The organism is Brevibacterium pityocampae, assembly GCF_039541555.1.
In the GTDB taxonomy this organism is placed as follows: domain Bacteria; phylum Actinomycetota; class Actinomycetes; order Actinomycetales; family Brevibacteriaceae; genus Brevibacterium; species Brevibacterium pityocampae.
Genome location: NZ_BAABGL010000002.1, coordinates 403,623 through 423,312, shown reverse-complemented (window position 1 = coordinate 423,312; position 19,690 = coordinate 403,623). Strand labels below are relative to the sequence as shown.

14 protein-coding genes and 1 pseudogene are annotated in these 19,690 nt (G+C 71.5%); 9 read left to right on the top strand and 6 right to left on the bottom strand.

Going from position 1 to position 19,690, the window contains the following annotated elements; translation table 11 throughout:
• Nucleotides 1–27: 27 nt before the first annotated feature.
• Both ABD883_RS02210 and ABD883_RS02205 read left to right on the top strand, forming a co-directional pair.
• Entirely contained in the window at nucleotides 28–696 is a 669-nt protein-coding gene (locus ABD883_RS02210) for a hypothetical protein (RefSeq protein WP_247423557.1), read from the top strand.
• Nucleotides 693–1,544, top strand: a complete 852-nt coding sequence (locus tag ABD883_RS02205) for a glycosyltransferase family 2 protein (protein ID WP_247423558.1) — start codon at nucleotides 693–695, stop codon at nucleotides 1,542–1,544. The genes ABD883_RS02210 and ABD883_RS02205 overlap by 4 nt, the downstream gene beginning before the upstream one ends.
• 153 nt (nucleotides 1,545–1,697) lie before the next feature.
• Here ABD883_RS02205 and trhO read toward each other — a convergent pair whose 3' ends face one another.
• Together trhO and ABD883_RS02195 are read right to left on the bottom strand one after the other, a co-directional pair.
• On the bottom strand, nucleotides 1,698–2,627 hold the full coding sequence (gene trhO, locus ABD883_RS02200) for an oxygen-dependent tRNA uridine(34) hydroxylase TrhO (protein ID WP_345029469.1): 930 nt from the start codon (nucleotides 2,625–2,627) through the stop codon (nucleotides 1,698–1,700).
• A gap of 54 nt (nucleotides 2,628–2,681) precedes the next feature.
• The gene (locus ABD883_RS02195) at nucleotides 2,682–3,731 is read right to left on the bottom strand and encodes a Glu/Leu/Phe/Val dehydrogenase dimerization domain-containing protein (protein WP_345029465.1); all 1,050 of its coding nucleotides are present in this window, start codon (nucleotides 3,729–3,731) and stop codon (nucleotides 2,682–2,684) included.
• 250 nt (nucleotides 3,732–3,981) lie between these two features.
• Here ABD883_RS02195 and purL point away from each other — a divergent pair, with 250 nt between their 5' ends.
• The gene (purL, locus tag ABD883_RS02190; protein ID WP_137318784.1) at nucleotides 3,982–6,309 is read left to right on the top strand and encodes a phosphoribosylformylglycinamidine synthase subunit PurL; all 2,328 of its coding nucleotides are present in this window, start codon (nucleotides 3,982–3,984) and stop codon (nucleotides 6,307–6,309) included.
• Between the two features lie 185 nt (nucleotides 6,310–6,494).
• On the opposite strand, the gene ABD883_RS02185 is transcribed toward purL, so the two are convergent.
• Entirely contained in the window at nucleotides 6,495–8,300 is a 1,806-nt protein-coding gene (locus ABD883_RS02185) for a BCCT family transporter (RefSeq protein ID WP_345029463.1), read from the bottom strand.
• A gap of 498 nt (nucleotides 8,301–8,798) precedes the next feature.
• Between ABD883_RS02185 and ABD883_RS02180 the strand changes: the two genes are divergently transcribed.
• Nucleotides 8,799–9,887, top strand: coding sequence for a hypothetical protein (locus ABD883_RS02180; RefSeq protein ID WP_345029461.1), 1,089 nt, complete (start codon nucleotides 8,799–8,801; stop codon nucleotides 9,885–9,887).
• A gap of 157 nt (nucleotides 9,888–10,044) precedes the next feature.
• On the opposite strand, the gene ABD883_RS02175 is transcribed toward ABD883_RS02180, so the two are convergent.
• Together ABD883_RS02175 and ABD883_RS02170 are read right to left on the bottom strand one after the other, a co-directional pair.
• Nucleotides 10,045–10,455, bottom strand: coding sequence for an SdpI family protein (locus ABD883_RS02175; protein ID WP_345029459.1), 411 nt, complete (start codon nucleotides 10,453–10,455; stop codon nucleotides 10,045–10,047).
• Nucleotides 10,456–10,484: 29 nt separating this feature from the next.
• Nucleotides 10,485–12,941 carry a S9 family peptidase gene (locus ABD883_RS02170; protein WP_345029457.1) on the bottom strand — a complete coding sequence of 819 codons (2,457 nt, stop codon included), beginning with the start codon at nucleotides 12,939–12,941 and terminating at the stop codon, nucleotides 10,485–10,487.
• A gap of 98 nt (nucleotides 12,942–13,039) precedes the next feature.
• On the opposite strand from ABD883_RS02170, the gene ABD883_RS02165 reads away from it, so the two are divergent.
• Complete coding sequence (locus tag ABD883_RS02165) at nucleotides 13,040–13,231, top strand: hypothetical protein (RefSeq protein WP_345029455.1); 192 nt, start codon at nucleotides 13,040–13,042, stop codon at nucleotides 13,229–13,231.
• 241 nt (nucleotides 13,232–13,472) lie between these two features.
• Nucleotides 13,473–13,967, top strand: coding sequence for a DinB family protein (locus ABD883_RS02160; RefSeq protein ID WP_425548409.1), 495 nt, complete (start codon nucleotides 13,473–13,475; stop codon nucleotides 13,965–13,967).
• A 79-nt stretch (nucleotides 13,968–14,046) separates the two neighbouring features.
• On the opposite strand, the gene ABD883_RS02155 is transcribed toward ABD883_RS02160, so the two are convergent.
• Nucleotides 14,047–14,700 carry a GntR family transcriptional regulator gene (locus ABD883_RS02155; protein WP_345029453.1) on the bottom strand — a complete coding sequence of 218 codons (654 nt, stop codon included), beginning with the start codon at nucleotides 14,698–14,700 and terminating at the stop codon, nucleotides 14,047–14,049.
• Nucleotides 14,701–14,835: 135 nt separating this feature from the next.
• Between ABD883_RS02155 and ABD883_RS02150 the strand changes: the two genes are divergently transcribed.
• The 3 genes and pseudogenes from ABD883_RS02150 to ABD883_RS02140 form a co-directional block, all read left to right on the top strand.
• A complete protein-coding gene (locus tag ABD883_RS02150) occupies nucleotides 14,836–16,053 on the top strand; it encodes a sarcosine oxidase subunit beta family protein (protein WP_345029451.1) in 1,218 nt (405 codons plus the stop codon).
• Between the two features lie 32 nt (nucleotides 16,054–16,085).
• Nucleotides 16,086–16,589: a sarcosine oxidase subunit delta gene (locus tag ABD883_RS02145; protein WP_345029449.1), complete on the top strand. Its 504-nt coding sequence runs from the start codon at nucleotides 16,086–16,088 to the stop codon at nucleotides 16,587–16,589.
• A pseudogene (locus tag ABD883_RS02140) lies at nucleotides 16,586–19,657 on the top strand (FAD-dependent oxidoreductase); the annotation flags it as partial. The gene ABD883_RS02145 and the pseudogene ABD883_RS02140, both read left to right, overlap by 4 nt.
• Between the last annotated feature and the right edge of the window lie 33 nt (nucleotides 19,658–19,690).

Genomic DNA, 19,690 nt, shown 5'->3' with positions numbered 1-19,690 from the left:
CGCCGCCGGCACCGATAGACTGTCAAGATGACTTGTCCCGAATCCTCCTGGGCCGAGGTGCAGGGACGCTGGTGGTCGACGGACGTCCTCCGCATCCTCGCGGTCCTCAGCGTGCCGCTGGCCTGGTGGTACGCCGGGGTCGCCTCGGGCGCGTGCCTGTTCCTCGTGCTCGGTGGGGTGACGCTGCTGCGCTTCCTCGTGCTGCCCCGGCTGGTCGATGCCCTGTGCCAGCTGACCTTCCTCGCCGCCGCCTGGGCCGCGGTGACCGGCCTCTACCAGAACTTCTCCTGGCTCGACATCCCGGCGCACGCCCTCGCCACCGCCGCCGCCGTGCTCATCGCGTGGCGGCTCGTCATGCTCCGCGACCCGGCCCACCGGGTGCGCCCCGATCGCTCCGGCGCGCCTGCAGAATCCGCCCCTCCGGCCGCGCATGGGCCGAGAGACGGCGCTGTCCGCCCTCCCCTGCCGTGGTGGTCGCTGCTCTGGCACCTGCTCGCCCTGTCCGCGCTGCTGAGCGTGCTGTGGGAGTTCGGCGAGTGGGCTGGATTCGTCTTCATCTCCGAGGAGATCGGCGTCGGCTACCACGACACGATCGGCGACCTCGCCGCCGGGACGCTCGGCGGCGGGCTCCTCGCACTGCCCCTCGCCCTCGGGCTCGAGCGCGAGGCCGCCTCGCACGCGGGGGCCGACGAATGAGCCCGTCCGACCCGCCGCGCGGCACCGCCCCGCCGTCGCCCCGTGGCGGCGCCGCTCCGGCGCCGAGCACAGACGACTCCGGGGTCTCCGTCGTCATCCCGGTGCTCGACGACGCCGAGACGCTCGCCGGCTGCCTCGCCGCCCTCACCTCCCAGACGCGGCCGCCGCTCGAGATCATCGTCGTCGACAACTCCCCGCCCGGGCCCGCGGATCCCGCGATATCGGCGGTGGCCCGGAGCGTCGGCGCGCGCGTGGTGCGGGAGGTCAGGCCGGGGGTCGCGGCCGCCTCGGCAGCCGGCTACGACGCTGCGCACGGGACGATCCTCGCCCGCCTCGACGCCGATTCCCGTCCTGCCCCGGACTGGGTGGCGACGGTCGTCGCGGAGATCGAGGGGCGCAACCTCCACGCGGTGACGGGCCCCGGCTGCTTCTACGACATCCCCGGGCTGCGCGGGCGGATCGCCTCGGCGGCGTACCACTCCTCGCTCCAGCTCGGGGTCGGCGCGGCGATGGGCAACGTCCCGCTGTGGGGTTCGACGATGGCGGTGCGCCGCGGGGTGTGGCTGCACGTCCGCCACCGGACCCATTCGACGGATCCCGCGGTGCACGACGACCTCGATCTCGCGTTCGCGCTCGGCCCGCTCGCGCGGATCGGCTGGAGCCGGGGCATGGCGGTCGGGGTCGAGGGCCGGACCTTCGGCTCGGCCCGGGCGCTCGCCTCGCGCGTGCGGCGGACCCTCTACACGTGCCGGCTGCACTGGGACCGGCAGAGCGCGGGCGAGCGCCTGCTCTGCGGTCTCACCCGCGGGCGCCTCTTCCGGAAGCCGGAGATCGCCCTCCTGTCATGAGTCTGCGCCCCGTGCGGTGAGTGCGCCTGCCGGGGATCGAACACTGCCAGCACCCCGGTCCTCTCTGCCGAACCGCGCGATATCCGAATCCGAGCGCGCAATTGCGCGCCGCCCCTCGGATACCCCGCAGTACGGCGAGGTGCGTCCGGCCGCTCAGCGCGAGGGCGCCTCGGCGCCGGTGATCGCCGATCCCGCGGCACCGGCGGGCACGCACTCTCCGCAGTGCGGGTGAAGTCCCGACTCCGTACACGCGGCGCAGCGGAGGAAGAGCTTCCGGCACTCCTCGTTCGCGCAGTTGACGAACAGCGGCGTGGGCTTCGCGCATTCGGCGCAGCGCCCCAGCGACTCCGCGCCCTCGCCGAACTCCATGTGCATGCGCTTGTCGAATACGTAGAGCGATCCGTCCCACAGGCCGGAGTTGCCGAACGATTCGCCGTAGCGGACGATCCCGCCCTCGAGCTGGTACACCTCGGAGAAGCCCCGGTTCTTCATGAGCACGCTGAGCACCTCACACCGGATCCCGCCGGTGCAGTAGGTCACCACGGGCCGGTCCTTGAGCTCGGCGTACCGGCCGGACTCGATCTCCGCGATGAAATCGCGGGTGGTGTCCGTGTCGGGCACGATCGCACCCTTGAACCGTCCGATCTGCGCTTCCATCGCATTGCGTCCGTCGAAGAACACGACCTCGTCGCCGCGCTCCTCGATGAGACGGTGCAGCCGTCCGGGCGTCAGGTGCTCGCCGCCGCCCTGCACCCCGTCTGCGGTGACGGTGATCTCGTCCGGGGCGTGGAAGGTCACGAGCTCGGGGCGCACCTTGACGCTGAGCCGGGGGAAGTCGTCGCCGGTCCCGGTAGACCACTTGATGTCGGCGTCCCGGAAGGGTGCGTAGCTGCGGGTGGACCGCACATAGCGCTTGACGTCGTCGATCTCGCCGCCGAGCGTGGCGTTGATGCCCTGGTGGGAGACGATGACCCGCCCCTTGAGCCCGCAGCCCTCGGCGAGCGCGTGCTGCCACAGGCGGACCGCCTCCGGGTCGGACAGCGGGGTGAAGACGTAGAAGAGCACGATCTTGGTCAGCGACATAGGCTCATTCTAGGGAGGGTGCGCGGATCGGATCCCCCGGCTCCCGCCTGCCCCTCAGCTCCGAGCGGCGGCCATGCGCTCCCGAGCGATCTCCTCGGCCACCTCCGCACTCGACCGGTCCTCGCGCTCGGCCTGCTCGAGCACGGCTCGCACCCGGTCGAAGAGCGTGAGGACGGTCTCCCGCGAGGACTCGAGCGTGGGATCGGAGTAGATCATCGTCGCCGCCGCCATCACCCCGCCGGCGTTGGCGAGGAAGTCCGGCACGAAGGTGATGCCGTGCTCCCGCAGGATCCGGCCGTGCTCCGGGGCGGCGAGCTGGTTGTTCGCGATCCCGCTGACGAGCCGGGCGGAGATCTCCCCCACCGTCGCGTCGTTGATCACCGCGCCGAGCGCGCAGGGAGCGAACACATCGACGTCCTGGGAGTGGATGACGTCCGGGTCGACCGCCATGGCGCCGTAGGCCTCGACCACGGCGGCGACGGCGTCCGGGGAGACGTCGGCGACGACGAGCTCCGCCCCGGCCTCGTAGAGCAGCCGGGAGAGCTCCCGGCCGGTGCCGCCGAGCCCCTGCACCGCGACCCGCAGCCCCACGAGGTCGGTCCGGTCCCACACGTGGGCGACCCCGGCGCGCAGCGCGGTGAACGCCCCGAGCGCGGTGAACTGGGAGGCGGTGACGCCGGTGGGGAACTGGCTGGCCCGGGCGAAGATGTAGTCGCACTCCTCGGCGAGGACATCGGCGTCCTCCGGCCCGACACCGACGTCGATCGCGGTCCAGAAGCGCCCGCCGAGCGTCTGCACGTGCCGGGAGAAGGCGCGCAGCACCTCGGCCTTGTCGGGCCGGCGCGGGTCGGCGATGATCACGCACTTGCCGCCGCCGAGCGGGAGGCCGGCGATCGCGTTCTTGTAGCTCATCCCGCGCGACAGGCGCAGGACGTCGGTGAGAGCATCCTCCTCCGTGGCGTAGGGGTGCATCCGGCAGCCGCCGGCGGCCGGGCCGAGCGCGGTGTCGTGGATGGCGATGATCGCGCGGAGGTCGGTGGCCGGGTCGTGGCAGAACACGACCTGCTCGTGGTGGTCGAACTCGGGGTGGGTGAAGATGTTCACGGCGGCTCCTTCGCAGCGGGCGGGACGGCGGCCGGATCGACGTCCCGGGCCGCAGGCGGGCGATGCGTCCGACGTTACCGCCCACCGGCGCGTGCCACGATCCCGCGCGCCTGGGTCGTCGGGCCCACGACGGCCGGGTACCGGGGCGCTCCGACGGGCGATGTCCGAGGCGCGGTCGACCGGCGCCCCCGCGCCCGGCGGCGGTACGATGGACACGGCGCTGTCTTCACGAAAGGACCACCCCAGGATCATGACGAACACGCACTCGGCACCGGCGGACAAGAAGGTCAGGGAGACGGTCGACTTCGCCGCCGCGAACCCCGATGTCGAGCAGCCGTTCGCGGAGCTCGGGCTCAAGGAGAACGAGTACGCGAGCATCAGGGAGATCCTCGGCCGGCGCCCCACCTCGGCGGAGCTCGCGATGTACTCCGTCATGTGGTCCGAGCACTGCTCCTACAAGTCCTCCAAGGTCCACCTGCGCAAGTTCGGCGACTACGTCACCGACGACATGAAGAAGAACCTGCTCGTGGGCATCGGCGAGAACGCCGGCGTCGTCGACATCGGCGACGACTGGGCGGTGACCTTCAAGGTCGAGAGCCACAACCACCCCTCCTACGTCGAGCCCTACCAGGGCGCGGCCACCGGCGTGGGCGGCATCGTGCGCGACATCATCTCCATGGGGGCGCGCCCCGTCGCGGTCATGGACCAGCTGCGCTTCGGCGCGATCGACCACCCGGACACCGCCCGCGTGGTCCACGGCGTCGTCGCCGGGGTGGGCGGCTACGGCAACTGCCTGGGCCTGCCGAACATCGGCGGCGAGGTCGTCTTCGACTCCGTCTACCAGGGCAACCCGCTCGTCAACGCGCTCGCCGTGGGAGTGCTGCGCCACGACGACATCCGGCTGGCCAACGCCTCGGGCGTGGGCAACAAGGTCGTGCTGTTCGGGGCGCGCACCGGTGGCGACGGGATCGGCGGCGCCTCGATCCTCGCCTCGGAGTCCTTCGATGACACCAAGCCGTCCAAGCGCCCGGCCGTGCAGGTGGGCGACCCGTTCGCGGAGAAGGTCCTCATCGAGTGCTGCCTCGAGCTGTTCGCCGCCGAGGTCGTCGAGGGCATCCAGGACCTCGGCGCCGCCGGCATCTCCTGCGCCACCTCCGAGCTCGCCTCCAACGGCGAGGGCGGCATGCACATCGCGCTCGACGACGTGCTGCTGCGCGACCCCTCGCTCACGCCGGAGGAGATCCTCATGAGCGAATCCCAGGAGCGGATGATGGCGGTCGTCACCCCCGAGAAGCTCGAGGAGTTCCTCGCGATCACCACCAAGTGGGACGTCGAGACGAGCGTGCTCGGCGAGGTCACCGACACCGGCCGGCTCGTCATCGAATGGCACGGCGACATCATCGTCGACGTGCCGCCGCGCTCCGTGGCCCACGACGGCCCGGTCTACGAGCGCCCCTACCACGAGCCCTCGTGGACGGAGGCCACCCGCGCGGACTCCGTCGCCGCCGCCGGCCTCACCCGCCCGGAGTCGGACGAGGAGCTGCGCGCCACGCTGCTGAGACTCCTCGGCTCCCCCAACCTCGCCTCGAAGTCCTGGGTGACGAACCAGTACGACCGCTATGTGCAGGGCAACACCGCACTCGCGTTCCCCGACGACGCCGGCGTCATCCGGGTCGACGAGGAGACCGGGCTCGGCGTGGCGATCGCGACCGACGCCAACGGCCGCTACTGCTACCTCGACCCCGCACGCGGGGCGCAGCTCGCGCTCGCCGAGGCACACCGCAACGTCGCCACCTCCGGCGCCCGGCCGCTCGCCGTCACCGACTGCCTCAACTTCGGCTCGCCGGAGGACCCGGAGATCATGTGGCAGTTCGCGCAGGCCGTCGAGGGTCTGGCCGCCGGCTGCCAGGAGCTCGGCATCCCCGTCACCGGCGGCAACGTGTCGCTGTACAACCAGACCGGCGGCGTCGCCATCCACCCGACCCCGGTGGTCGGCGTGCTCGGCGTGTTCGACGACGTCACCCGCGCCACCCCGGCGGGCTGGAAGGACGCCGGCCAGACGATCTACCTGCTCGGCACCACCGCCGAGGAGCTCGACGGCTCGGCGTGGGCCGATGTCGTCCACGGCCACCTCGGCGGCGTGCCCCCGGAGTTCCGGCCGGACACGGAGAAGGAGCTCGCCGACATCCTCATCAACGCCTCGCGCGACGGCATGATCGACGCCGCGCACGACCTCTCCGAGGGCGGGCTCGCACAGGCCCTGGCCGAGGCGTGCCTGCGCCGCGGCACGGGTGCGCGGGTATGGCTCGACGAGGTCGCCCAGCGCGACGGCGTCGACCTCTTCACGCTCCTGTTCTCAGAGTCGACGGCACGTGCGATCGTCGCCGTCCCCCGCTCCGAGGAGGTCCGCTTCAAGGACATGTGCACCGCACGCGCCTTCCCGTTCGCGCGGATCGGCATGACCGACGCCGGTGAGGGCAACACCGGTGCGGTGCTCGAGCTCGTCGACCGCTTCACCATCCCGGTCACCGAGCTCCGCACCGCCCACGAGGCGACGCTGCCGCAGCACTTCGGCTGAGAGGCGGGCGCGGCGGAGGCTGCTGCTCTCGAGCTCGAAACGCCCATCGACCTGCCGCTTTTGCTCGGAACGCCCATCGACCTGCCACTCGTGCTCGAATCCGGACGTGGATATCGAGCACGAGTGACAGGTCGATGCAGGTGCAGCGCCGTTGAACTGAGCTGCGCTGCGACTCGGCCGTAGGCTCAGTCCTCAGCGCGGCCGTAGGTGATCTTGGCGCTGCCGGTCCGGGACGAGATGGTGCCCTCGGGCAGCCGGCGCCTCCGCCCCGGGCTGTCGTCGGCAGCGCTCGCGTCCACCTCGTCGACGTAGGGGTCGGCCATGACCGGCACTTCGTCGGCAGCCTCGGGATCGACCACCGTGTCCGAGGTGTCGTGCTCGTCCTCGTCCTGCCGGCGCGCGTACTCCTCGGGCGGGAGGACCTTCTTCCAGTGCCGGGTGCGCATGGGCGGCAGCTCGCCGGCGTCCTCACGCAGCGCGCGGTACAGGGCGTACATCTGGAAGTAGCCCATGATGAAGAACGGGAGCCCGACGAGGATGATCGTCTTCTCGAGCGCCTCGAGCCCGCCGGTGCCGGAGAACACGAGCAGGGTGGCGGTGATGATGCCGATCGACAGGGCCCAGAAGATGCGCTGACCGAGCGGGTTGAAGTCCTCGTGGCCGTTGGCCATGGTGTCGGTGATGAGCGCTGCGGAGTCGACCGAGGTGACGAAGAAGACGACGACGAGCACGATCGCGACGATGGATACGAAGAACGGCAACGGGTAGTGCTCGAGGAACGCGAACAGGGCTCCCGGGATGTCGCCGTCGGTGACCACGCGGTCGACGAGGCCGCCCTCGCCGTTGAGCTCGATGTCGAACGACGCGAAGCCGAAGATCCCGAACCAGATCACCGAGAAGCCGGCGGGCACCGCGAGCACACCGGACACGAACTGGCGGATGGTGCGGCCCTTGGAGATCCGGGCGATGAAGATCCCGACGAACGGCGACCAGGTGATGGTCCACGCCCAGTAGAAGACGGTCCAGCCGCTCTGCCAGCCGGTGTCGGCGAAGGTGTCGTTCCACAGGGCGAGCTCGGGCAGGTTGACGAGGTAGCTGCCGAACGCCTCGATCGTGCCCTTGAGGAGGAACAGGGTGGGGCCGGCGATGACGATGAAGATCAGCAGGCAGATGGCGACGATGATGTTCGCGTTCGACAGCACCTTGATGCCCTTGTCGAGACCGAGCGACACGGAGATCAGCGCGACGCCCGTGACGACGCCGATGATGATGAGCTGCCAGCCGGCGTTCTCCGGGATGCCGAACAGCTGCGACAGACCGCCGTTGATCTGCAGGGTGCCCAGGCCGATCGACACGGCGATGCCGAACACCGTGCCGACGATCGCGACGATGTCGATGGTCTTGCCGATCGGGCCGTGAATGCGCTCGCCGAGGATGGGCTGGAAGATCGAGCTCACGCGCGGCGGCAGGTTGCGCTTGTGGATGAAGTAGGCGAAGCACAGGGCCGGCAGCGTGAAGATCGTCCAGGTGTGGAGCGTGAAGTGGTAGAGCGTGAAGTTCATCGCGTCGACGGCCGCGGCCGGGGTGCCGGCCTCAATCCCGAGCGAGGCTCCGCGCGGCGGCTCCCCGAAGTGGCTGATCGGCTCGGCGACACCCCAGAACATGAGGATCGTGCCGATGCCGGCGGCGAACAGCATCGAGAACCAGGCGAGGCCGCTGTGCTCGGGCGGCTCATCGTCGGGCCCGAGCTTGACCCGCCCGAACCGGCCGACGGCGATGAAGATCAGGAAGGCGAGGAAGATCGTGACCCCGAGGATGTAGAACCACCCGAACTGCGCGAGCAGCCAGTCGGAGGCGGAGGTGACCGCGGCGTCGAGCGGTTCGGTGAAGGCGATCGTCGCGATGACGAAGAGGACGATCACCCCCGCGGCACCGAAGAAGATCGCCGGCGAGGTGCGCAGGCGCAGGGTGTCGTGCAGTCGGGTCAGCATCGGGCTCGTCTCCTTGAGTCTGGTGCGGGGACTGCCGAGGCGTGCTGCGACGCCCACCCCGGGGACGGCCCGGGCCCCGGACCGCGCATTCAAGGCTACTGAATGGTCACGGCGATGCAAGCGCACAAGGGCACCTGCCGAACCCAGCGGGCGGAACCCGCGCCGCGCCGCCGACCCGGTGTAGCACGGCAGTTCTCCAATGCAGCTCTTTCTGCCCAGAGCCATGGATTCTCACCTGGTTCCCCTTCGTTGCGAGTGAATTCAGCTGTTGATCCGCGAAACTGCTGCATCCCGTCATGAGGCCATCCGCAGAGCAGGGGGTGCGCGGGAGAGTCCCGGTCGATACGGAGTGCGGTTGTCATCTGCGCCGATGTCCGGGATGCGCGCCCGGTCACAGGAGAGCGCACTTCGGGTCACAGGGCGCACGCACCGGGCGGCCTCGTCCACAGGACGCCGCGCAGGATTCCCGGGCATGGCATCCGACGCCACCCTCGACCCATGACTCTCATCGCCTCCACCCGCTGGCTCCGCTCGATCGGGATCCGTGACGCCGCGCTCGGATCCGCGCGGAAGTGCTGCTTCTCGGTCGTCCTCACCGGTGTCGGAATCATCACCCGTGACTGCCCCGCTCACCCCTCGATCTCCCGGCTCCTCACCGCCGCGGACCGCGAGGTGCACCGCGTCCTGCGCACCATTCCCGCCTATGAGGTCGAAGCGCTCAAGCGCCGGATCCTCCTCGAGGCCTTCGACCTCACCGCGCACGGGCTCGCAGCCTCGTCCTCCGGAGTGCCGGTGCTGTCGCACACCTCGGCGGCGCAGGTGCTCGGCCTCGCGTTCGCGGTGCCCGCGGAGCCGGTCGTCGAAGCACAGCGGGAGGGCCGACGATTCACCAATCGTCGCCTCCGGCTCCATCCGCTCGCCGCACCGGAGCTCCATCGGGTCCGCGCACCCGCCCGTGGACTGCTCCGCCCCGGCGCGCTCTCCGGAGCAGAGCCGGACGAACCGGATGTCCATCTGCCCGAGGGGTTCATCCCGCTTCCCGGTTCGGCTCCCGGCACCGTGCGGCCGGCGCGGTCCCGAGCGGTGACGAGCGTCCCGTGGACAGTGCTCGACGTCGCGCTCGAGCACGGACTCGACCTCGGATTCCCGATGGCCGAGGACGCGCTCCACCGTGGCCTGCTCACCCCGGCCGAGCTGCGGGAGGCGCAGGTACTGCATCCCCACGGTCACCGACGACGCGCGCTGCGCCTCCTCGTCGAGCTCGCCTCTGCAGTCTCGGAGAGCGCCGGCGAATCACTGACGAAGCTGCGGCTCCACCAGATCGGGCACCTGGCCCGCTTCGAGCAGCAGGTCGAGGTGTACGACGAGGAGGGGTTCATCGCCCGTCTCGACTTCGCCGACTCCGCGTCACGGACGGCCGTCGAGTTCGACGGACACGAGAAGTACCACCTCGCCGGGGACCCGCACGCAGCGCTGAGGCGTCAGTGGCGCAAGGAGCAGCGGCTGCGGAAGCTCCGGTGGTCGGTGCACCGCGTCGAATGGGCCGAGCTGTTCGACCTCGACCGCTTCATCGCCGCAGTCCTCTGAGCGCCGGCACCCCGCCCCGCACATTCCGCCTCGATGCAGCTCATCCTGCAAGCGACAATCGAGTATCCGCCCGCAGAGGCCGGCCGGGCGGATATTCGGTCGGCTCCCGCAGAAACAATCGCATCCACCCGGAGGTCCCCGGGTGGGCCGGCGTTCGTCAGCGGGCGGCGATGTGGGCGAAGATGCGCGCCATCGCGATGATGAAGACCTCGATGGCGAGGCCGACGAGGCCGACCGCGAAGCCGACCATCGCACCGCCCCAGAGCGTGCCGGCGATCCCGCCGAGCACGGCGAGCACCATGACGGCCGGCATCGCGCGGACATAGATCATCGCCGCCTGGTGCCCGAGCTGCCAGGCCTCCGGCGAGCGCAGGGTCGCCGAGGTGCGGATCCCGCCGCTGCCCTCAGGCCCGAGGCGACCGTCGGCGGCGGCCTTGATCGGCCGATGGACCACGACGCCCAGGGCCACCACGGCAACGAACAGCACGAGGAGCCCGGCCAGCGCCCCGAGCCCGAGCCCCGGGGCCTCGGGGACACCGAGGGCGAGCGGTGCGGCTGCGGCGCTCACTGCGGACGCACTCGCGACGGGTGGCCCGGTCACCGCTCACCCTCCGCATTTCCGGCAGGAGACGAACCACCCTCGGCGAGTCCGAGCACGTCGAGTGTCCAGGCGAAGTCGAAGGCGGTCTCGCGCCACGCGTCGTAGCGGCCCGAGGCGCCGCCGTGCCCGGCGGCCATTTCCGTCTTGAGGAGGGCGTCCGCCCCGACCTCGCGCAGCCGGGCCACCCACTTGGCCGGCTCGACGTAGAGCACGCGGGTGTCGTTGAGCGAGGTGATCGCGAGGATCCGCGGGTACTTCTGCTCGGTGACGTTCTCGTACGGCGAGTAGTCCCGCATGTACGCGTAGACCTCCGGATCGTGGAGCGGGTCGCCCCATTCGTCCCACTCGATGACGGTGAGCGGCAGCTCCGGCATGAGGATCGAGGTCAGCGCGTCGACGAAGGGGACGTGCGCGCTGATCCCGGCGAACCGGTCCGGGGCCATGTTCGCGACCGCACCCATGAGCAGCCCGCCGGCGGAGCCGCCCATCGCGACCATCCGCTCCGGCACCGCACGGCCGGCGGCGATGAGGTGGTCGGCGGCGGCGATGAAGTCGGTGAAGGTGTTCGTCTTCGTCAGCGTCCGCCCCTCCTCATACCAGTGGCGACCCATCTCGCCGCCGCCGCGCACGTGGGCGATCGCGTAGACGACGCCCCGGTCGAGCAGCGAGAGCCGGGCGACGGAGAAGTACGGGTCCATGCTCGCCTCGTAGGAGCCGTAGCCGTAGAGCAGGGTCGGCGCAGGCCCTTCGGCCGGAACTGCATCGGTGCGCCACACCAGCGACACCGGGATCTCCGTGCCGTCGGCGGCGCGCGCCCACACGAGGTCCTGCTCGTAGACGGCGACATCGACACCGCCGAGCACCGGCTGCCGCTTGAGGACTGTGCGCTCCCCGCTCGCGACGTCGTACTCGAACACCACCGAGGGCGTCACCATAGAGGTGTAGCCCAGGCGCAGGCGCGGCTGCGTCCATTCCGGGTTCGCGCCGACACCCATGGTGCCGATCGGTTCGTCCGCGGCCACCTCGACCATCTCCGAGTACGGGGAGTGCGGCAGGCCCTCGAGCGAGCGCCCGGTGTGAGCGTCGGGCACGGGCTCGGATTCCGGGCGCGGCGGGACCGGGCTCCCTGCGGCGAGCGCGACGCCCGCGGCAGAGCCGTCCCGCGCCTGCCCCGCATCCGTCGCCGAGGCGCCCCGCGCCTCGGCTCCGGCCGCGTCGACACGCCGCCCGGCACCCACCTCGGCCCCGGTCTGCTCGTCCCCGCGCTGGGACTCGGCGCCGAGCCCCGAGTCCCCGCGGTCGGCGACGAGCTCCTCCGGGCTCTCGTCGCGCACGGCGATGACCCCGACCCGGGCAAAGCCGCCCTCGCGGTAGGACACGGCGAGGAACGAACGGAACGCGTCGATCTCCTCGATCCTCCTGCCCTCGATCTCCGTGAGCACGGCGCGGCCCTCGGACTCGGGGTCGCTGACGGGGACGTCGGTGATCTCGAAGTCCGCCCGGTCGCGGTTGTGGACGATGAGGAACCGGTCCTCGCCGCTGATGATCGCGTGCTCGACGGAGTACTCGACACCTTCCCGGCGCGGCCACACCGGGCGCGGGGTGCCGGTGGGGTCGAGCGCGTCGAGGTACCAGTACCCGGTGGTGATCTTCGAGGCGGTGACGAAGAAGAGGTAGCGCTCCGAACGGCTCACGCCCATCCCGACGAAGTACTTCTCGTCCTCCTCGGCGAACACGCAGACGTCGTCAGCGGCAGGCGAGCCCACGCGGTGGCGCCACACCCGGTCCGGGCGCCAGGCGTCGTCGACGGTGGTGTAGAAGACGTACTCGCCGCTGACGTCGAAGCATGCCCCGGCGAAGGTGTTCGGGATCTCGTCGGGCAGGTCCTCCCCGGTGGTGAGGTCGCGGATGCGCAGGGTGTAGCGCTCGTCGCCGGCGGTGTCCGCCGCCCAGGCCAGGCGGGTGCCGTCCGGGGACACCGAGTAGGAGCCGAGGGAGAAGAAGTCGCAGCCGTCGGCTTCGACATTCGAGTCGAGCACGACCTGCTCACCGGGCAGCTCCCCGCCCCCGCTGATGTCCGGCGGGGTCCAGTCGTCGGGACCTGACACCGGGACCCGGCAGCGCGCCGCGTAGTCCTTGCCCGCGGTGGTCCGGGAGAAGTACCACCAGTCGCCGCGGCGCACGGGCACGGAGAGGTCGCTCTCCTTCACCCGGGCGCGGATCTCTTCGAAGATGTCCTCGCGCAGACCGGCGAGGTGGTCGGTGCGGGCGGCGGTGTAGGCGTTCTCCGCCTCGAGGTGGGCGATGACCTGCGCGGACTCCTTGTCCCGCAGCCATTCGTAGTGGTCGACGAAGGTGTCGCCGTGGTGGGTGCGCTCGTGCGGCACGCGCGCGGCGACCGGCGGCGCGGGGACGGAGGCGGCAGGGGACGGGGAGTGCTGCGGTGCTGTCATACCCTCACCCTATCGAGCACCGCGGACAGCACCCGAGTTCAGACAACTCACATTGTGGCGTGGAAGAGTCGGTGGCCCGACGACGAAAGGTGAGTGCCATGGGAATCCTCAGCCGCATCCTCAACGGAGCCACGAACACCCGCGGAGGCCGCCGAGGCGGTCGCCCGATGGGCCGCAGCGGAGGGACCGGTGGCGGTCTGCTCGGCATGCTGCGCCGTGGCGCCTCCGACCCGAACACCCGCCGCAAGGCGAAGCAGGCCGTGCGCGGGCTCCGCAACCGCCGCCGCTGAGCCGCAGCGCTCCAGCGCACGCCCAGCGCCCCCCGCGCCGGGGCCGGACACCGTCCGGTCCCGGCGCGCTCGCGTTCGCGGCGCGCGCTCCTGGGCCCGAAGCGCTCGGTCCCTCACCCCAGTGCTCGTCCTTCCCCGTGTCCGTGACGCGGCGTACGGTGGATCAATGGATTGGACGGAGTAGCTCGTCGACCAGATCGACCTCCACTGGAGGACGCAGGCCCGCCAGCGGTTGACCGGGTTGAGCGACGCCGAATACTTCTGGGAGCCGGTGCCCGACGTGTGGACGCTGCGCCCACGGGCCGAGGCCCGCCCGTTCCCCACCCCTGAAGGGGACCGGATGGCCGGGGCGGGTGCGCTCGTCATCGATTTCGCCCATCCGCCGCCGGAGCCCGAACCGGTGACGACGATCGCGTGGCGGCTCGGCCACATCGTCGTCGGGGTCCTGCTCGCCCGCGTCGCCGGCCACTTCGGCGGTCGGCCCGTCGACTACTTCACCCACACCTACGCGGAGACCGCGGACAGCGCACTCGCCCAGCTCGACGATGCCTATGCGCAGTGGCTCGCCGGCATCCGCGCGCTCGACGCGAAGGCGCTCGCCGCCCCGTGCGGACCGGCCGAGGGCCCCTGGGCGGAGCGTTCGATGGCCACCCTCGTGCTCCACATCAATCGGGAGCTCATCCACCACCTGGCCGAGATCGCGCTGCTCCGCGATCTTCATCTCCGCACCACCTGACCCACGTGAGATCGCGCGGGCCCGTTCCACTGATCGGAGGTGCCGCTCGGACGAGTGGCCTCGGCACGCCGACACCGGCTCAGAGACTCTCCCGCACCCGCTGCTCGAAGCTGCGGACGTGCTCGGCGGCGATCCGCGCGGCGGCCTCCTCGTCACCGGCCGCGATCGCCCGAAGCAGGTCCTCGTGCTCGTGGACGTGGCCGGCGAGGTGCGGCAGCCGGTCGAGCACGAGGCTCCAGATCCGGGTCGCCAGGTTGTCGAGCCGCACGAGGACGTCGGCGAGGTGGGCGCTGCCGGAGGCCCGGTACACGAAGCGGTGGATGTCGAGGTCGGCGGCGAGGAGCTCGCGCCGTGTGCTGTCTGCGCCGAGCGAATCCAGCCGCTCGAGCAGGTGCTCGGCACCCGAGCGCACCTCGGCGGCGGTGTTCCGCGCAGCCCGCCGGGCGGCGACCGGTTCGAGGTGGATGCGCACCTCGGCGATCTCTGCGAGGTCAGTGATGTCGACACCGGTGGCGAAAGTGCCGCGACGCGGATAGCTCACGACGAGGTGCTCGGCCTCGAGCCGCTTGAGCGCCTCGCGCACGGGGGTCCGGCCGACGCCCAGCTCCTCGGCGATCGCCGCCTCGTTCACCGGGTCGCCGGGCCGGATGTCGAGCATGATGAGCCGATCGCGCAGCACCGCGTAGCTGTGCTCGGCGAGCGAGCGATGGCCGTTCGCCTCCGCTGTCGTCATCCCACTCCCCTTCCTCCCGGATCCCCCACCGGGAACCTTCCCGGGAACCGTTGACACCCGCCTGATCCCGATCCTATGCTGATCGCACTCTGATATATCAGTAGTCGACGCTACCTCAGCCGATCGGAGCCTGCAATGGCCGACGCTCTCCCCCAGCATCCCGATTTCCTGTGGCGCAATCCCGAACCGCGCGCCTCCTACGACGCGGTGATCGTCGGCGGCGGCGGACACGGTCTCGCCACCGCCTACTACCTCGCGGTGAATCACGGCATCACGAACACCGCAGTGCTCGAGAAGGGGTGGCTGGCCGGGGGAAACATGGCCCGCAACACCGCGATCATCCGCTCGAACTACCTGTGGGACGAATCCGCCGCGATCTACGAGCACTCGCTCAAGCTCTGGGAGGAGCTGCCTGCCGCCCTCGACTACGACTTCCTCTTCTCCCAGCGCGGGGTGATGAACCTCGCGCACACCCTGGGCGACGTCCGCGAGGGCACCCGCCGGGTGGGCGCCAACGTCCTCAACGGCGTCGACGCCGAATGGCTCGACCCGCAGCAGGTCAAAGAGCTGTGCCCGATCATCAACATCGCCGACGACCTCCGCTACCCCGTCATGGGGGCGACCTACCAGCCGCGCGGCGGCATCGCCAAGCACGACCACGTCGCCTGGGCGCTCGCCCGGCAGTGCGATGCGATGGGCGTCGACATCATCCAGAACTGCGAGGTCGAGGGGTTCCTCACCGCAGGAGACCGCGTCACCGGGGTGGAGACGAACCGTGGAAGGATCGCCACCGGCACCGTCGGCATGGCCGTCGCCGGGGACAGCTGGGACCTCGCACAGCGCGCGGGCATCCGCCTGCCGATCCAGTCCCACCCGCTCCAGGCGCTCGTGTCCGAGCTGTTCGAACCCGTCCACCCCACGGTCGTCATGTCCAACCACGTGCACGTCTACGTCTCGCAGGCGCACAAGGGGGAGCTCGTCATGGGTGCCGGGGTGGACGGCTACACCGGGTTCGGGCGGCGTGGGAGCTTCCACATCATCGAGGAGCAGCTCGCCGCGGCCGTCGAGCTGTTCCCGATCTTCGCCCGCGCGCACGTGCTCCGCACCTGGGGCGGGATCGTCGACGTCACCCTCGACGCCTCGCCGATCATCAGCCCCACCCCGCTCGAGGGGTTCTACGTCAACGCCGGCTGGGGCACCGGCGGGTTCAAGGGCACCCCGGCCTCCGGGTACACCTTCGCCCACACCATCGCCACCGGCAGCCCGCACCCGCTCAACGCGCCCTTCACGCTCGACCGCTTCGAGACCGGGCACCTCATCGACGAGCACGGCGCCGCCGGCGTCGCGCACTGACCCCACCGCCGCCCCAGCCACCTGGAGACTGCATGCTGCTCATCGAATGCCCGTACTGCGGGCCGCGCGACGAGACCGAATACCGTCACGGCGGGCAGGCCCACGTCCCCTACCCCGCCGACCCGGAGGCGCTGAGCGACCGGGAGTGGGCGGAGTACCTCTTCTACCGCGACAACCCGCGCGGCATGCTCGCCGAGCGCTGGCTCCACACCGCCGGCTGCCGCCGTTGGTTCAATACCATCCGCGACACCGAGACCTACGAGATCTCCGCCGTCTACCCGATCGGCGCCCCGCGCCCGGACACCGCGGCCGAGGCGCCACCCGGGTCCGCGGCCGCACTCTCCCCGGCGCACCACGCCAAGGGCGACCCCGCGGCCCGCGCGATCGCCTCCTCCGGCTCCCACGCCCGGACCGCCACCGCCCACACGGCTCCCGCCTCAGCGGGCTCGCCGGCCGGCGGGTCCGCCGCGGGAGACCCGGCCGCGCCCGGGGGATCCCCCGCATCCCACCCGACCTCCGAGGGAGACGAGCGATGACCCCCGCACCCGCGAACAGCCCCGCCCGCGGCCCGCACCGGCTCCCGGCCGCCGCCGTCCCGCACGCCCGGATCGACCGGGACACCGCGTTGACCTTCGAGCTCGCCGGCCGCACGCTCACCGGCCACCCCGGGGACACGCTCGCCTCCGCAGCACTCGGCGCCGGCCTCATCCGCTGCGGCGACTCCCTCTACCGGAACCGCCCGCGCGGCATCATGGCCGCCGGGGTCGAGGAACCCAACGCCCTCGTCACCGTGGCCGCCCGCCGCCCCGGCGAGGTCGACGAGTCGATGCTCACCGCCACCACGGTCGAGCTCATCGAGGGCCTACGGGCCGACTGGGTCTCCGGACAGGGCGTGCTCGACCCACGGACGGACGAGGCGGAGTACGACCACGTGCACATCCATACCGACGTCCTCGTCGTCGGCGCCGGGCCCGCCGGGCTGGCCGCGGCCCTGGCGGCCGCCCGCACCGGGGCGCGCGTCGTCCTCGCAGACGACCAGCCCGAGCCCGGTGGCGCACTGCTGTCCACCCGGGAGGAGCGGGTCGCGGGACGGCCGGCGGCGGACTGGATCTCCGCGACCGTCGACGAGTTCGACGCCGCCCCGGAATCGACCCGCCTGCAGCGCACCTCCGCCGTCGGCAGCTACGACTCGAACCATGTCGTCGCCGTGGAGAGGCGCACCGACCACCTCGCGGGCCCGGTGCCCGCCGGCGTCTCCCGCGAGCGCGTGCATCACATCCGCGCCCGGCAGGTGGTGCTCGCCACCGGTGCGCACGAGCGGCCGATCGTGTTCCGCGGCAACGACCGGCCGGGCATCGTGCTCGCCGGTGCCGCCCGCGCCTATCTCAACCGCTGGGGCGTTGCCGTCGGGCACCGCGTCGTCGTCGCGACGACGAACGACTCCGCCTACGCGGCCGCCGCGGACCTCCACGCCGCCGGGGTCGAGGTCGTCGCGCTCGTCGACTCCCGGCCCACCGCGGGCCCCGCCGCCGCCCGGGTGAGCGCCGCGCTCGGCCTCCCGGTGCACCTCGGCTCCGCGGTGACGGAGACGGCAGGCGACGCCGACGGCCACCTGTCCGGCGTCATCGTCCATGCGCTCGACGACGCGGGCGACCTGGTGGGTGAGCCGCTCGGGTTCGACGCCGATGCGCTCGCGGTGTCCGGCGGGTGGAGCCCGGCCGTGCACCTCCACAGCCAACGCGGCCCGGTCGTGTGGGACCCGAGGCTCGCGGCGTTCGTCCCGAGCACGCCGGTCCGCGACCAGCACCTCGCCGGGGCGCTCCGCGGCACCCTCGACACCGAAGCGGCGGTGGCCGAGGGGGCGAAGGCGGGTGCTCGCGCGGCCGCAGCTGCCGGATTCGCCGCCGAGGCGACGGTGGGCAGCGACGTCGGTGCGCCGCAATCGGACACCGCAGCCGCAGCAGACGCGCCGGAGTCCGATGCAACCGGCACACCGGACCAGGACACCGCCCCCGTCCGCCCGCTGTGGCTCGTCCCCGCCGGGCCGGCGAACCCCGCCGGGCCGTTCAATCCCACCGCCGGCGGTGACTTCGACCCGGCGGACCTCGACGAGCACTTCGTCGATCTCCAGCGCGACCAGACCGTCGCGGACATCCTGCGCGCCACCGGGGCCGGCATGCGCAGCGTCGAGCACATCAAGCGCTACACCTCGATCGGCACCGCGCACGACCAGGGCCGTACGAGCGGCCTCGCCGCGATCGGCGTCATCGCGCAGATCATCGGGGTGGACGGCCCGGGAGAGATCGGCACCACCCGGTTCCGAGCCCCGGCCACCCCGGTGTCCTTCGCCGCGCTCGCCGGCCGGCGCCGCGGCGAGCTGTTCGAACCCGCCCGGGTCACCTCGATCCACCCCTGGCACGTGGCCCACGGCGCGGAGTTCGAGGACGTCGGCCAGTGGAAGCGCCCCCGGTACTTCCCGCGCCCCGGGGAGGACATGGATGCCGCGGTGCTGCGCGAGTGCGCCGCCGTCCGGGAGTCCGTGGGCTTCATGGACGCCTCGACGCTCGGCACGATCGACGTGCGCGGGACCGATGCCGCGGAGTTCCTCAACCGGATCTACACGAACGGCTACACGAAGCTCGGCATCGGCAGGGCCCGCTACGGGGTGATGTGCACCCCGGACGGGATGATCTTCGACGACGGCACGGTGTTCCGGATCGCCGCTGACCACTTCGTGCTCACCACGACCACCGGCGGGGCCGCGGCCGTGCTCGACTGGCTCGAGGAATGGCTGCAGACCGAATGGCCGGAGCTCGACGTCGTGTGCACCTCGGTGACCGAACAGCTCGCCACCGTCGCGGTCGTCGGCCCGCAGTCGCGTGCGGTCGTCGGCGCGCTGGCTCCGGACCTCGACGTGTCCCGGGAGGCGTTCCCCTTCATGGCCATCGCGGACACGGTGCTCGCCGGCGGCATTCCGGCGCGGGTGTGTCGGATCTCGTTCTCCGGCGAGCTGGCCTTCGAGCTCAATGTCGAGGCGTGGCACGGCCTGGCCCTGTGGGATGCCGTCGCCCAGGCGGGCGCCGAGTTCGACATCACCCCCTACGGCACGGAGACCATGCACGTGCTCCGCGCGGAGAAGGGCTTCATCATCGTCGGGCAGGACACCGACGGCACGGTCACCCCGCAGGACGCCGGGATGGAGTGGATCGTGTCCACGAAGAAGGACTTCATCGGCAAGCGCTCGTACTCCCGCGCCGACAATCTGCGCGAGGACCGCAAGCAGCTGGTCGCCGTGCTTCCGGTCGACCGGTCCCTGGAACTGACCGAGGGCGCGCAGCTGATCGCAGCGGGCAGGGAGATTCCACCAGGGGTGCGCTCAGGGGCTGGGACGGTGTCCCCGGAAGCCCACCCGGTGCCGATGGAGGGTCACGTCACCTCCGCCTACCGCAGCGCAGCACTCGAGCGCACCTTCGGTCTGGCGCTGGTGAAGAACGGCCGGGCGCGAATCGGCGAGACGCTGCAGGCCTACCACGACGGTCGGCTCGCCGAGGTGGTCGTCGCCGAACCCGTGCTCTACGACCCTGCGGGCAGCCGGCGCGATGGGGAGGAGCAGCCGGGGAGCGGCCGGAGTGACCGG

Excerpts from the sequence above, each read along its gene's own strand:
- ABD883_RS02170 (WP_345029457.1), bottom strand. The coding sequence starts at position 12,941 with ATGACAGCACCGCAGCACTCCCCGTCCCCTGCCGCCTCCGTCCCCGCG.
- ABD883_RS02185 (WP_345029463.1), bottom strand. The coding sequence starts at position 8,300 with ATGCTGACCCGACTGCACGACACCCTGCGCCTGCGCACCTCGCCGGCG.
- ABD883_RS02150 (WP_345029451.1), top strand. The coding sequence starts at position 14,836 with ATGGCCGACGCTCTCCCCCAGCATCCCGATTTCCTGTGGCGCAATCCC.
- ABD883_RS02165 (WP_345029455.1), top strand. The coding sequence starts at position 13,040 with ATGGGAATCCTCAGCCGCATCCTCAACGGAGCCACGAACACCCGCGGA.
- purL (WP_137318784.1), top strand. The coding sequence starts at position 3,982 with ATGACGAACACGCACTCGGCACCGGCGGACAAGAAGGTCAGGGAGACG.
- ABD883_RS02180 (WP_345029461.1), top strand. The coding sequence starts at position 8,799 with ATGACTCTCATCGCCTCCACCCGCTGGCTCCGCTCGATCGGGATCCGT.
- trhO (WP_345029469.1), bottom strand. The coding sequence starts at position 2,627 with ATGTCGCTGACCAAGATCGTGCTCTTCTACGTCTTCACCCCGCTGTCC.
- ABD883_RS02205 (WP_247423558.1), top strand. The coding sequence starts at position 693 with ATGAGCCCGTCCGACCCGCCGCGCGGCACCGCCCCGCCGTCGCCCCGT.
- ABD883_RS02210 (WP_247423557.1), top strand. The coding sequence starts at position 28 with ATGACTTGTCCCGAATCCTCCTGGGCCGAGGTGCAGGGACGCTGGTGG.
- ABD883_RS02145 (WP_345029449.1), top strand. The coding sequence starts at position 16,086 with ATGCTGCTCATCGAATGCCCGTACTGCGGGCCGCGCGACGAGACCGAA.
- ABD883_RS02155 (WP_345029453.1), bottom strand. The coding sequence starts at position 14,700 with ATGACGACAGCGGAGGCGAACGGCCATCGCTCGCTCGCCGAGCACAGC.